The sequence below is a fragment of the Sharpea azabuensis DSM 18934 genome, assembly GCF_000702165.1.
Lineage (GTDB): Bacteria > Bacillota_I > Bacilli_A > Erysipelotrichales > Coprobacillaceae > Sharpea > Sharpea azabuensis.
This window is the reverse complement of sequence record NZ_JNKU01000012.1, coordinates 1-12997: the sequence shown is the minus strand read 5'-3', so window position 1 is coordinate 12997 and position 12997 is coordinate 1. Positions and strand designations below refer to the sequence as shown.

At 39.6% G+C, this 12997-nt stretch carries 11 protein-coding genes and 1 other annotated feature; all 11 genes read left to right on the top strand.

Annotated features, from left to right (window positions below; genetic code table 11):
* Window position 1: 1 nt before the first annotated feature.
* Window positions 2-1351 (top strand): UDP-N-acetylmuramoyl-tripeptide--D-alanyl-D-alanine ligase, encoded by a 1350-nt coding sequence (locus T529_RS0103700; protein ID WP_033162273.1) that lies wholly within the window; start codon window positions 2-4, stop codon window positions 1349-1351.
* Window positions 1348-2379 (top strand): D-alanine--D-alanine ligase family protein, encoded by a 1032-nt coding sequence (locus T529_RS0103695; RefSeq protein WP_033162272.1) that lies wholly within the window; start codon window positions 1348-1350, stop codon window positions 2377-2379. Before T529_RS0103700 ends, T529_RS0103695 begins: the two co-directional genes overlap by 4 nt.
* A 392-nt stretch (window positions 2380-2771) precedes the next feature.
* Window positions 2772-3010, top strand: a binding site (T-box leader).
* A 56-nt stretch (window positions 3011-3066) separates the two neighbouring features.
* A complete protein-coding gene (gene leuA, locus T529_RS0103690) occupies window positions 3067-4758 on the top strand; it encodes a 2-isopropylmalate synthase (protein WP_033162271.1) in 1692 nt (563 codons plus the stop codon).
* 1 nt (window position 4759) lies between these two features.
* Entirely contained in the window at window positions 4760-5272 is a 513-nt protein-coding gene (gene ilvN, locus T529_RS0103685; RefSeq protein WP_033162270.1) for an acetolactate synthase small subunit, read from the top strand.
* A gap of 15 nt (window positions 5273-5287) precedes the next feature.
* Window positions 5288-6301, top strand: coding sequence for a ketol-acid reductoisomerase (ilvC, locus tag T529_RS0103680; protein WP_033162269.1), 1014 nt, complete (start codon window positions 5288-5290; stop codon window positions 6299-6301).
* Between the two features lie 99 nt (window positions 6302-6400).
* Window positions 6401-7678 carry a 3-isopropylmalate dehydratase large subunit gene (gene leuC, locus T529_RS0103675; protein WP_033162268.1) on the top strand — a complete coding sequence of 426 codons (1278 nt, stop codon included), beginning with the start codon at window positions 6401-6403 and terminating at the stop codon, window positions 7676-7678.
* A complete protein-coding gene (leuD, locus tag T529_RS0103670; RefSeq protein WP_033162267.1) occupies window positions 7678-8166 on the top strand; it encodes a 3-isopropylmalate dehydratase small subunit in 489 nt (162 codons plus the stop codon). Before leuC ends, leuD begins: the two co-directional genes overlap by 1 nt.
* A 4-nt stretch (window positions 8167-8170) precedes the next feature.
* Complete coding sequence (leuB, locus tag T529_RS0103665; protein ID WP_033162266.1) at window positions 8171-9253, top strand: 3-isopropylmalate dehydrogenase; 1083 nt, start codon at window positions 8171-8173, stop codon at window positions 9251-9253.
* 13 nt (window positions 9254-9266) lie between these two features.
* Window positions 9267-10943: a dihydroxy-acid dehydratase gene (gene ilvD / locus T529_RS0103660; protein WP_033162265.1), complete on the top strand. Its 1677-nt coding sequence runs from the start codon at window positions 9267-9269 to the stop codon at window positions 10941-10943.
* A 21-nt stretch (window positions 10944-10964) separates the two neighbouring features.
* Window positions 10965-12650 (top strand): biosynthetic-type acetolactate synthase large subunit, encoded by a 1686-nt coding sequence (ilvB, locus tag T529_RS0103655; protein ID WP_033162264.1) that lies wholly within the window; start codon window positions 10965-10967, stop codon window positions 12648-12650.
* A gap of 137 nt (window positions 12651-12787) precedes the next feature.
* On the top strand, window positions 12788-12997 hold a 210-nt coding region (locus T529_RS13330; protein WP_033162263.1), incomplete at its 3' end, for a helix-turn-helix domain-containing protein.

Below are 12997 nucleotides of genomic sequence, written 5' to 3'. Positions count from 1 at the left end.
TATGAAAATTGAGGAAATTGTCAAAGCGACAAAGGGACAGTTATTAAGTGGAAATGAAAATGATGAAGTGACTGGAATTACACAGGATACACGTCATGTAAATCCAGGTTATCTTTATATCCCATTGATGGGCAAACGTGATGGACATGATTTTATTCCACAAGCTTTTGAAAAAGGAGCAATTGCTTCACTTACAAATCATCCAATTGAAGATATGCACCATAATCTCATCTTAGTTCAAGATACACATCAGGCTATGGGTGATATTGCTCGTTATATGAGAGAAAAATCACAGGCATTGGTTGTTGGCGTAACTGGCTCTGTTGGGAAAACAAGCACGAAGGATATGATTGCTTCAGTTGTCGCACAAAGCTATACAACATTGAAGACACAGGGTAACTTTAATAATGATATTGGCGTACCTCTTACAATCTTCAATTACCAGCATGAAGAAGCCATGGTTATTGAAATGGGAATGAACCATTTAGGTGAGATTGATTATCTTACACATATTGCCATGCCCGATGTTGCTGTGATTACGAATGTAGGAACTGCCCACATTGGTGAAGTCGGTTCAAGAGAAAACATTCTTAAGGCCAAAATGGAAATTACCCATGGTCTTAAGAAGGGTGGCCGCTTAATTGTCAATGGGGATAATGACATGCTATCGAGAGTCAATAGCACCAACGATTATGAAGTCTATAAAGTGGGTATTGATGGTGATGTTGATTTAAAGGCCTATGATATTGCTTTAAATGAAGCTGGCTCCGTGTTTAAGGCGGATATTAATGGACAAGATGAAACATTTGTCGTTAATGAACCAGGTAAGCATTTTATCTATAATGCCTTAAGTGCAATTGCCGTTGGTTTAAGTCTTAATATCCCAGTTGAAAAAATCAGGAGAGGTATTGCGACTTTTGAACTGACAAAAAACCGAGCCGATATGTTTACATTAAAAGGTGGCATTAAAGTCTTTGATGGCACTTATAATGCCAACTTAGATTCGATGAAAGCCAGTATTGATGTTCTTGCCCAATATCAGGGTAGAAAGATTGCTGTTTTGGCAGATATGCTTGAACTAGGAGATTATGAAGAAAAGCTACATCGTGAAGTGGGGCAGTATTGTTGTGACAAACATCTTGATGTTGTTTTGACAGTTGGCAAGGCCGCAAACTACATCAGTGATGTCTGTAAGACAAATGGTATTGACACAAAGCATTTTGAGGATAATAATGCTCTCGTACAATATTTATTGCCTAACTTGCAAGAAGGCGATGTCATTCTTGTCAAGGGCAGCAATGGTATGAAGCTTAAAGAAGTTATTAGTGCACTTAAGGAGAAAGAAGCATGAAATTATTATTAATATGTGGTGGTCAGTCAACAGAACATAGTATCTCACGAATGTCTTGTACAAATATTCGTAAATATGTCAAGGATGAGATTGATGTTGAGGTTATGGGAATCACAAGAGAAGGCGCTTGGTATAAGCTTGCCGATGAAGTACGTGATTATGCGAGTGATGCATGGCTAGAAGGAGCAAAAGAAATCAAGGACAATTTTGCTTATCTCAAATCATTCGATGTTGTCTTCCCAGCCTTACATGGCCTTTATGGAGAAGATGGTACAATTCAGGGTATTCTTGAAATGTGCAATGTCCCTTATGTTGGTTGTCGTGTTATTGATTCAGCAGCAGCAATGGATAAGGTTGTAGCGAAAAAACTATTTAATGCAGCTGGCATTAAGCAGGTTCCATCGCTTTACGCCTTCAAGCGTTATGATGGAGAATTTGTCATCATTAATGATGATACAAGCGAAGATCGCCAGATTGTCGAAAGAGTCAAACATGATCTTGGCTTACCTGTATTTATTAAAGCCAGTCGTTCTGGCTCATCAGTAGGCTGTTATAAAGTGTCTAACGAAGAAGACATTCTCCCTCGCTTAAAAGAAGCAGGACAGTATGATCGCAAGGTTCTTATTGAAAAAGCGATTGATGCGACAGAATTAGAATGTGCAGTACTTGGCAATGATGATCTTGTTGTATCAAGAGTGGGCCAGATTCTACCACATGGTGAATTCTATACATTTGAAAGCAAATATGAAGATGAACAGTCAGCAACTTGTATTCCTGCCCGTGTTGATCAAAGTGTTCAGGATTATATCCGTAAAATGGCACCAATTGCCTTCAAGGCTGTTGATGGCCATGGTCTTGCCCGCTGTGATTTCTTCTTAGATAACAATACTGGTGATGTTTATTTGAATGAAATCAATACATTACCAGGCTTCACCAATATTTCTATGTATCCAATGTTGATGGCGGATGCAGGCATTTCCACAACAGAGCTTGTTGATCGTTTAATTCAACTCGCCTTAGAACGCTAAAGATTTCCTTCTTGGAAATCTTTTTTTATTGTCGATATTTATGAAAATACGAATCTATCACACCAAAAAGAGAAATCATACGAAAAAATAAGTTTTTTTTGAGAATTCGTATGAAACGAAATTGTATACACTGTAAGCACTTCATAACTTGTGAAGAAATAGTCATATCCATTGTATACAATAGTAAGTTTTCAATATTTTCGCTAAAATACGTGCTTATTTGATTTAAGGGACGTATAATGGTGATAAAGATGAATTGTATATACTTTAGAACAATATTTCTAAATATCCTAAAATGTATGAAAGATGTTTGTATTTGCGTAAAATTATTAGAAAAAATATGTTGACTTAAGAGGGCTAATAGAATAATATATGGTCAACAACCGAAGTAAACAAAGACGTTGAAAGGAAATAGTAAGAGTGGTAATAAGCTGAGAGAGACCTTGGTTGGTGAAAAAGGTACTTATGACATTCTGAACTCATCCTAGAGTGGAGCGCTGAAATCATAGTAAGTAGCTACGGATCCCGCACCCGTTATCGTGCTAGAGTATGTTAGTACTCGAAAAGGTTGGCATCGTGAGGTGTCAATAAATTGAGGTGGAACCACGAAGTTTAGACTCTCGTCCTCTTGCGCTACATGCATGAGACGGGAGTTTTTTATTAAAGGTTGGAAAGGAGAATAAAGAAATGATGAATTACCAGAAGTACAAGAGATTTGAAACAATTAGCTTACCTGATCGTACTTGGCCAGATCGCCATATTGAAAAAGCACCAACTTGGTGTTCAGTTGACTTACGTGATGGTAACCAGGCGCTCGTTACACCAATGAATATTGATGAAAAAGTTGAGATGTTTCAGAAGCTTGTAGAACTTGGATTCAAGGAAATCGAAGTAGGTTTCCCATCTGCCAGCCAGATTGAATATGATTTTATTAGAAAACTTATTGATGATCATTTAGTTCCTGATGATGTCACTTTGCAGGTCTTAACACAATGCCGTGAACATTTAATTAGAAGAACTTTTGAGTCATTAAAGGGACTCGATAAAGCCATTGTTCATATTTATAATTCCACTTCAGTTCTTCAAAGAGATGTGGTTTTTAATAAAAACAAAGAAGAAATCAAAAAGATTGCAACTGATGGATGTCAGTTAGTGAAAGACCTTTGTTCGGAATTTGATGGCAAAGTGATTCTTGAATATTCACCTGAATCATTTACGGGTACAGAAATGGATTATGCTGTTGAAGTATGTGATGCAGTCATGGATGTCTGGGGTGCTAGCAAGGACAATAAAGTCATCATTAACTTACCAGCAACCGTCGAAATGGATACGCCTAATGTCTATGCGGACCAGATTGAATGGATCGGCAGACATTTCAAAGATCGTGAACGTGTCATTCTTTCTCTTCATCCACATAATGATAGAGGCACAGGCGTAGCTGCAACGGAGCTTGGCTTATTAGCTGGGGCTGATCGTGTTGAAGGTACATTATTTGGTAATGGTGAAAGAACTGGTAATGTTGATCTTGTGACGGTTGCTTTGAATATGTATACACATGGAGTTGATCCTAAGCTTGACTTCTCGCATATTAATGACATCAAGAAAATGTATGAACGCGTGACAAAGATGGAAGTGCCACCTCGTCAGCCATATGCTGGACAGCTTGTCTTTACAGCTTTCTCTGGCAGTCACCAGGATGCAATTAATAAAGGTATGCATAAATATCGTGAACGTGACAATAAGCAATGGGAAGTACCTTACTTACCAATTGACCCTGCTGATTTAAATCGTCAATATGAACCTATCGTTCGTATTAACTCACAGTCAGGTAAGGGTGGCGTAGCCTTTGTAATGGATACAGTCTTCGGCTATCATATTCCTAAAGCAATGCAGGCAAACTTCGCAAAAGTCGTTCAGAATATTTCTGAAGCGGAAGGTGAAGTCTCACCAGAACGTATCTTTGACACATTCACTAAAGAATATATTGATATGGAAGAACCATATAAATTCATCAGTCAGAAACTAATTGATGAAAGTGAAGATCCTACTAATGACTTCGATCGTAAGGTTATCTTAAAGATTATTGATCATGGTGAAGAGAAAACATTGGTTGGACATGGTAATGGTCCAATTGATGCTGTAAGAGATGCATTAAATAGTGGTTCCAATGTTCACTTCACATTACTTGATTATTCAGAACATGCTTTAACATCTGGCTCTTCTTCAAAAGCTGCTTCTTATGTTGAAATGCAAGGTGAGGGCATGCAGAGTGCAGAATGGGGTGTTGGTGTACATGCCAATATCACGACAGCTACCATTAAAGCAATGATTTCTGGTTTGAATAGAATTCATCGAGATTTAAGAAATAAGGAGGGCTAGAATGGAGCGATTGGTACTCTCAATCCTGGTTGATAATACACCGGGGGTATTGAATAGAGTTGCAGGACTATTCTCTAGACGTAGCTACAACATTGATTCCTTGACTGTTGGGGAAACGAATGATCCCCATATTTCAAGAATGACTGTTGTCTCTACAGGTGATGCTGAAACCCTAGAACAAATTGAAAAACAAGTGAGAAAACTTGAAGATGTGAAAGAGGTCTTTAAGTTGGAGGATACAAATTCCGTCTATCGTGAACTTGTCCTTATTAAAGTGGAATGTTCACATAAGGAACGTGTTGATATTGTATCGATTGTAGATATTTATCGTGGCAAGATTGTCGATGTCTCTCCTGATTCCATGGTTATTGAAATCACTGGGACACAGTCAAAAATCGATGGCTTGCTGGCAATGATGACAGACTTCAACGTCACGGAGATCGTACGTACTGGTATTGCAGGTATCGGTAGGGGTTTACGTGACGAAGATAAAGAAAAGATTAAAGCTAGATAACAGGGGGTAAGAAAAATGGCTAAAATCTATTATGACAACGATTGTGATTTAAGTTTAATGGAAGGAAAAAGAGTAGCAGTTATTGGTTATGGCTCACAGGGTCATGCACATGCATTGAACTTGAAAGATTCAGGTGTTGATGTCGTAGTTGGTTTATATGAAGGTTCTAAATCAGCTGCTAAGGCTGAAGCACAGGGCTTAAAAGTAATGAGCACTGCTGATGCTGCTAAATGGGCAAATGTCATCATGATCTTGATTCCTGATGAATTACAGGCTTCAGTATATAAGAAGGATATTGCTCCTTATCTTGAAGAAAATGATACATTGATGTTTGCACATGGTTTCAACATTCACTTCGGTCAGATCGTTCCACCTAAGTTCGTAGATGTTTCAATGATCGCTCCAAAAGCTCCAGGTCATACAGTACGTTCTACATATGTAGATGGTCAGGGTACTCCAATGCTTGTCGCTGTACAGCAGGATTACTCAGGTAAGGCTCATGACAATGCCTTAGCCTATGGTGCTGCACTAGGTGGAGCTAGAGCTGGCTTACTTGATACTACATTCAGAACTGAAACTGAAACTGACTTATTTGGTGAACAGGCCGTTCTTTGTGGTGGCGTTGTTGCCTTAATGCAGGCTGGTTTCGAAGTATTATGTGAAGCTGGTTATGATCCTAAGAATGCATACTTTGAATGTATCCATGAAATGAAATTAATCGTTGACTTAATTTACCAGTCAGGTTTCGCAGGTATGAGAACATCTATCTCTAATACTGCTGAATATGGTGACTATATCTCAGGTCCAAAGCTTATCACTGAAGATACAAAGAACGCTATGCGTAAGATCTTGAAAGACATCCAGGATGGTACTTTCGCAAAAGACTTCTTACTTGAAATGTCTGCTGGTGGACAGGCTCACTTCAGAGCTCTTCGTCAGTTAGCTAATGAACATCCATCTGAAAAAGTTGGTGCTGAAATCCGTTCATTATATTCATGGGCTGAAGACGACAAGTTATTAAACAACTAATTATTCAACAACACACACTTGTGTGTTGTCCTAAGGGAGTCAGTATTGACTCCTTTATGACAACGGATAAATGATGCGTATAAAAGGAGGAATAGATATATGGCAATGACAATGACGCAAAAGATCTTAGCTGCGCATGCAGGTAAAGATCATGTTGCACCTGGAGAATTAATTGAGGCCAAGCTTGATTTAGTGATGGCTAATGATATTACTGGTCCAATGGCTTTACCAATTATCAAGAAGATGGGTGGTCATGTATTTGATAAGGATAAAGTTGTATTTGTCCCTGATCACTTCACCCCAAATAAAGACATCAAGTCGGCTGAGAATGCTAGAGCAATCTTGAAGTTCTCATTGGACGAAGGTCTGACGCATATTATGGTGCAGGGTAAGAATGGCGTTGAACATGCGATTCTTCCTGAACGCGGGCTTGTTTATGCAGGACAGGCAGTTATTGGTGCGGATAGCCATACATGTACTTATGGTGCATTGGGTGCTTTCTCGACAGGCGTTGGAACAACGGATATTGCAGCAGGCATGGCTAAGGGGATTGCCTGGTTCAAAGTTCCTTCCGCTATTAAAATACATTTAACAGGAAAACTTCCACCATATGTGAGTGGCAAGGATGTTATCCTTCATATTATTGGCCGTATCGGTGTTGATGGGGCTTTATATCAGTCAATGGAATTTACTGGTGAAGGTGTCCAGGAATTATCGATGGATGATCGTTTTACCATCTGTAATATGGGTATTGAAGCAGGTGGTAAGAATGCCATTTTCCCAGTTGATGACAAGGCGCGTGAATATATGCGTAATGCTGGCGTAAGTGAATGGGTGGAATATGAAGCAGATGAAGATGCCCAATACGTAGAGACAGTAGAAGTCAATCTTTCTGACGTACGTCCAACAGTCGCCTTCCCACATTTACCAGGTAATGCTCATACTATTGATGAGGTTGAGGCAGCTGATAAGATTTATATTGATCAGGTTGTCATTGGATCTTGTACAAATGGTCGTTATTCTGATTTAGAAAAAGCAGCCAAGATTCTTAAAGGTCATACGGTTGCTGATAATGTCCGTGTGATGGTTGTCCCAGCGACTCAGAAGATCTTTTTACAGTGTGTTGATAATGGCTTAGTTGATATCTTCGTGAAAGCCGGCTGTGCTTTTAATACACCAAGCTGTGGTCCTTGCATGGGTGGTCATATGGGCGTTCTGGCAAAGGGCGAAAAGTGTGTTTCAACAACAAATAGAAACTTCGTTGGTCGTATGGGTGATACACAAGCGCTTATTTATTTAGCTTCACCTGAAGTAGCTGCAGCAAGTGCAATTGCTGGCTATATCGCTAATCCAGAAAAAGTAGGAGGAGAAAACTAATGCAGGCACATGGAAAAGTATTGAAATATGGGGATAATGTTGATACTGATGTGATTATTCCCGCACGTTATTTAAATTCTTTTGATGCGAAAGAACTGGCAAGTCATGCAATGGTTGATATTGATCCTACTTTCGTTGAAAGAGTCAATGATGGTGATTTGATTGTTGCCGGTAAGAATTTTGGCTGTGGTTCATCACGTGAACATGCTCCTCTTGCCTTAAAGACAGCTGGTGTATCTTGTATTATTGCTGATAGCTTTGCAAGAATCTTCTATCGTAATGCCATCAATATTGGCTTAGCTATTTGTGAATGTCCTGAAGCTGTCGCTGAGATTTCTGAAGGCGATGAAGTGAAGGTTGATTATGATACGGGTGTGATTACTGATGTAACAACGCATAAGACATATCAGGCACAGCCATTTCCACCTTTCATTCAGAAAATTATTACTGAAGGTGGTTTAGTGAATTATCTGAATAATCAGGAGTAGGATTATGGAAAAGAATATTGCAGTTATTAAAGGTGATGGAATTGGTCCAGAAGTTGTCAGTGAGACAATGAAGGTCTTAGATGCAGTTGGTCAAAAATACAACCATCAGTTCCATTACACACAGATCTTAATGGGTGGATGTTCGATTGATGCCTATGGTGAACCACTAACAGATGAGGCGCTTGCGATTGCGAAAAGCAGTGATGCTGTATTATTAGGTTCCATTGGGGGCAATACATCTACTTCGCCATGGTATAAGCTTCCTCCAGATAAAAGACCAGAAGCAGGGCTATTGAAGATTAGAAAAGAGCTTGGCTTATTTGCGAACTTAAGACCAGCTTATCTCTATCCTGAACTAGCTGATGCCTGTCCACTTAAAGAAGCAACAAGCGCTAAAGGCTTTGATATGATTATTGTCAGAGAGTTAACTGGAGGTCTTTATTTTGGCGAACGTTCGACAAAAGAAGTCAATGGTGAACTTGTCGCTCATGACAACTTGATTTATTCAGAAAGTGAAATTAGACGTATTGCGATTAAGGCTTTTGAAATCGCAAGAGTGAGAAGAAAGAAAATCACTTCTGTGGATAAGGCCAATGTCCTTGATTCATCACGCTTATGGCGTAAAGTTGTCAATGAAGTGGCAAAGGATTATCCAGATGTTGAAGTGGAACATATGTTGGTGGATAACTCAGCTATGCAGTTAGTTGCCAACCCATCACAGTTTGATGTTGTCTTAACTGAGAATATGTTTGGTGATATCTTAAGTGATGAAGCAAGTATGATTACAGGTTCGATTGGAATGCTTTCAAGTGCATCGCTTAGAGAAGACAAGTTTGGTCTCTATGAACCAAGTGGCGGATCCGCACCGGATATTGCTGGCAAGAATGTCGCTAATCCCATTGCAACAATTCTCTCAGGCGCGATGATGTTACGTTATTCATTTGATTTGAATAAAGAAGCAGATGCGATTGAACAAGCTGTTCGTGATGTCTTAAAAGAAGGCTATCGCACAGTTGATATTTATAAAGATGGTGACAAGAAAGTTTCAACAAGTGAAATGGGAGACTTGATTGCATCAAGAGTATAGGAGGGGTCATGTTATGAAAAGTGATAATGTCAAAAAGGGTGTTGAAAGAGCACCACATCGTTCATTATTTAATGCATTAGGTTTTACTGAAGAAGAAATGAAGAGACCATTAATTGGTGTTGTATCTTCTTATAATGAAATTGTCCCTGGCCATATGAACTTGGATAAAATCAGTGAGGCTGTGAAAAAGGGCGTTTATTTAGCTGGTGGTGTTCCAGTAGAAGTGCCTGCCATTGCCGTATGTGATGGTATTGCCATGAACCATACAGGTATGAAATATTCCCTTGTCACACGTGAATTAATTGCTGATTCAACAGAATGTCTAGCAACGGCACATCAGTTTGATGGTCTCGTCATGATTCCTAACTGTGATAAGAATGTCCCAGGCTTATTGATGGCGGCAGCACGTATCAATATTCCAACAATCTTTGTCTCTGGTGGGCCAATGTTGGCAGGAGCTGAAATTGATGGCAAGAGAACATGCTTATCAACACTCTTTGAAAGAGTTGGTCAGTATAATGCAGGCAAGATTTCTGCTGATGAATTGGAATATGCCGAAAAAGTATCATGTCCAACATGTGGATCATGTTCAGGGATGTATACTGCAAACTCAATGAACTGCTTGACCGAAGCACTTGGCATGGGCTTAAAGGGCAATGGTACGATTCCAGCTGTTTATTCAGCACGTATTCGCTTGGCAAAACATGCTGGTATGCAGATCATGAAATTAATTGAAGAAGATATTCGTCCAAGAGATATCATGAACGAAAAGGCATTTAGAAATGCAATGGCTGTTGATATGGCACTTGGCTGTTCAACAAACTCTATGTTGCATTTACCAGCTATTGCTCATGAAGCAGGCGTTGAATTGAATCTTGATATTGCCAATGAGATCAGCAAGAAAACACCTAACTTATGCCACTTAGCACCAGCTGGTGATACATTCATGGAAGATCTTGATTTAGCGGGTGGTGTTTATGCCGTGATGAATGAATTGGATTCACTAGGCATTCTTGAAACCGATGGCATCACATGTACAGGCAAGACAATCAAAGAAAATATTGCTGGTTGTGTGAATAGAAATCCAGAAATCATCAGACCGGTTGATAATCCATATTCAAAGACAGGTGGTATTGCCGTATTACGTGGTAATTTAGCACCAGATAGCTGTGTTGTAAAACAGTCAGCAGTGGCTCCTGAAATGATGACACATGAAGGTCCTGCAAGAGTCTTTGATTGTGAAGAAGATGCCATCAAGGCTATTCGTGGTGGCAAGATTGTCAAAGGTGATGTCGTTGTCATCCGTTATGAAGGTCCTAAGGGTGGTCCAGGTATGCGTGAAATGCTTTCACCAACAAGTGAAATTGCTGGCATGGGACTTGATAAGGATGTTGCTTTAATTACTGATGGTCGTTTCTCAGGTGCTACACGTGGTGCTTCAATCGGTCATATTTCTCCAGAAGCAGCTGTTGGTGGACCTATTGCCTTAGTTGAAGAAGGCGATATCATCTCTATTGATATTCCTAATAATAAGATTAATGTCCTTGTCGACGATGCGACATTAGCAGCACGTAAAGAAAAATGGCAGCCAAGAACACCTAAAATCAATACAGGTTATCTTAAGAAATATGCAGCCATGGTTACAAGTGCAAATACAGGGGCAGTATTAAAAGTAGATAACGAAGATTAATGAAGATTGGAGGAATACGCATTGAAGTTAAAAGGATCTGATATCGTTGTTGAATGCTTGCTTGAACAGGGCGTTGATACAGTCTTTGGCTATCCAGGAGGAACAATCCTTGAAGTCTATGACTCACTCTATAAATATCAGGATAAAATCAATCATGTACTCACATCCCATGAACAAGGGGCAGCTCATGCCGCCGATGGTTATGCAAGAGTGACAGGTAAAGTCGGTGTGGCAATGGCGACATCTGGACCTGGTGCGACAAACCTCGTAACTGGTATTGCGACTGCCTACATGGACTCTATACCAGTTGTTTTCATTACTGCCAATGTTGCCGCAAGCAGCTTAGGTAAGGATGGTTTCCAGGAAATTGATATCAAGGGAGTCACTATTCCTATTACGAAACATAATTATATTGTCAAAAGAGCGAAAGACATTGCACCAACAATTAGACGTGCTTTCGAAATTGCGAAAGAAGGAAGACCAGGCCCTGTCTTGATCGATATCACAAAGAATGCAACTATTGAATCAGCTGAATATGAATCAAAAAAGCCAAATCCAGTAACAGCAAACTTTGATGAATATACGGATAGCCAGATTGATAAAGCTATTAAAATGATCAATGAAGCTGAGAAGCCATTTGTCTTTGTCGGTGGTGGCGCTATTGCTTCAGAATGTTCTACCGAATTAAGAGCATTTGTCGAAAAGATCGATGCCCCCGTTTGTGATAGTTTGATGGGTAAAGGTGCTTTTGATGGCCTTTCTCCTCGCTATTGCGGCATGCTTGGCATGCATGGTACGAAGGCAAGTAACTTGGGCGTTTCTAAATGTGACTTGCTGGTGGTTATTGGGGCTCGCTTTAGTGATCGTGTGACTGGCAATACAAAGACATTTGCGAAGGATGCAAAGATTATTCAGTTAGACATTGATGATGCTGAAATCAACAAGAATATTCATGTCAATCTTGGATTAGTTGGTGATGCCAAGCATATCTTACGTGCTATCACTGACAAGATGACACAGCAGAATCATCCTGCCTGGATGAAGAAGATTCGTGAATATAAAGACCGTTTCCCATTAAAATATGATACGGATAAATTAACTTGCCCATATATCATTGAACAAATAGACTTACTGACAGATTCAGAAGCGATTATCTCTACAGATGTAGGACAGCATCAGATGTGGACAGCACAGTATTATCACTTCAGACATCCCCGTCAGTTCCTGACTTCAGGTGGTCTTGGTACAATGGGTTATGGCTTAGGAGCGGCTATTGGTGCAAAATATGGCGCACCAAACAAACCAGTCTTCAATATTGCTGGTGATGGTTGCTTCAGAATGAATTTGAATGAGCTTGCGACAGCATCAAGATATAATGTCCCAATTATCCAGGTTGTCATCAACAACCAGGTATTAGGCATGGTTAGACAGTGGCAGACATTATTCTATGGTAAGCGTTATTCCAATACCGTCCTAACAGATAAAGTTGATTTTGTGAAAACAGCTGAAGGACTTGGTTGTGAAGCCATTTCCGTACGTACAAAAGAAGAGGTTGTGCCAGCGATTAAGCATGCCCTTGAGGCTAATGGACCAATTGTCCTTGATTGTCATATTGATCAGGATGATAAAGTCTTCCCAATGGTAGCACCTGGTGCAGCTATCTCTAAAGTCTTTGATGCTGATGACTTGGCAAAACAAAAACAGTAAAAAAAGCAATGCCACATTGTGACATTGCTTTTTAAAACAGATAAATTATCATAACAAGTGCAACATATGAAAAGTTCATAGGAATTATCTATGCTACTATGTGAGTGACCAAAAAAACATAGAATGGAGATAAGCCTATGAACTATAACCATATTAACATAAATGAGCGTTCCTGCATCTATCAATTTCTCGGTCTGGGCATGAGTATACGTGGGATTGCAAAGGCACTTCATAGAAGCCCTTCCACCATTTCCCGAGAGATAAAAAGGAATTCATACCGTGCCCGGAGCAATTTCAAAGAGCATGATAGATATTTTCCTGTAAAAGCCCAGGAAAAATATGAAGAA

Excerpts from the sequence above, each read along its gene's own strand:
- leuD (WP_033162267.1), top strand. The coding sequence starts at position 7,678 with ATGCAGGCACATGGAAAAGTATTGAAATATGGGGATAATGTTGATACT.
- ilvN (WP_033162270.1), top strand. The coding sequence starts at position 4,760 with ATGGAGCGATTGGTACTCTCAATCCTGGTTGATAATACACCGGGGGTA.
- leuC (WP_033162268.1), top strand. The coding sequence starts at position 6,401 with ATGGCAATGACAATGACGCAAAAGATCTTAGCTGCGCATGCAGGTAAA.
- T529_RS0103700 (WP_033162273.1), top strand. The coding sequence starts at position 2 with ATGAAAATTGAGGAAATTGTCAAAGCGACAAAGGGACAGTTATTAAGT.
- ilvC (WP_033162269.1), top strand. The coding sequence starts at position 5,288 with ATGGCTAAAATCTATTATGACAACGATTGTGATTTAAGTTTAATGGAA.
- leuB (WP_033162266.1), top strand. The coding sequence starts at position 8,171 with ATGGAAAAGAATATTGCAGTTATTAAAGGTGATGGAATTGGTCCAGAA.
- leuA (WP_033162271.1), top strand. The coding sequence starts at position 3,067 with ATGATGAATTACCAGAAGTACAAGAGATTTGAAACAATTAGCTTACCT.
- T529_RS0103695 (WP_033162272.1), top strand. The coding sequence starts at position 1,348 with ATGAAATTATTATTAATATGTGGTGGTCAGTCAACAGAACATAGTATC.
- ilvD (WP_033162265.1), top strand. The coding sequence starts at position 9,267 with ATGAAAAGTGATAATGTCAAAAAGGGTGTTGAAAGAGCACCACATCGT.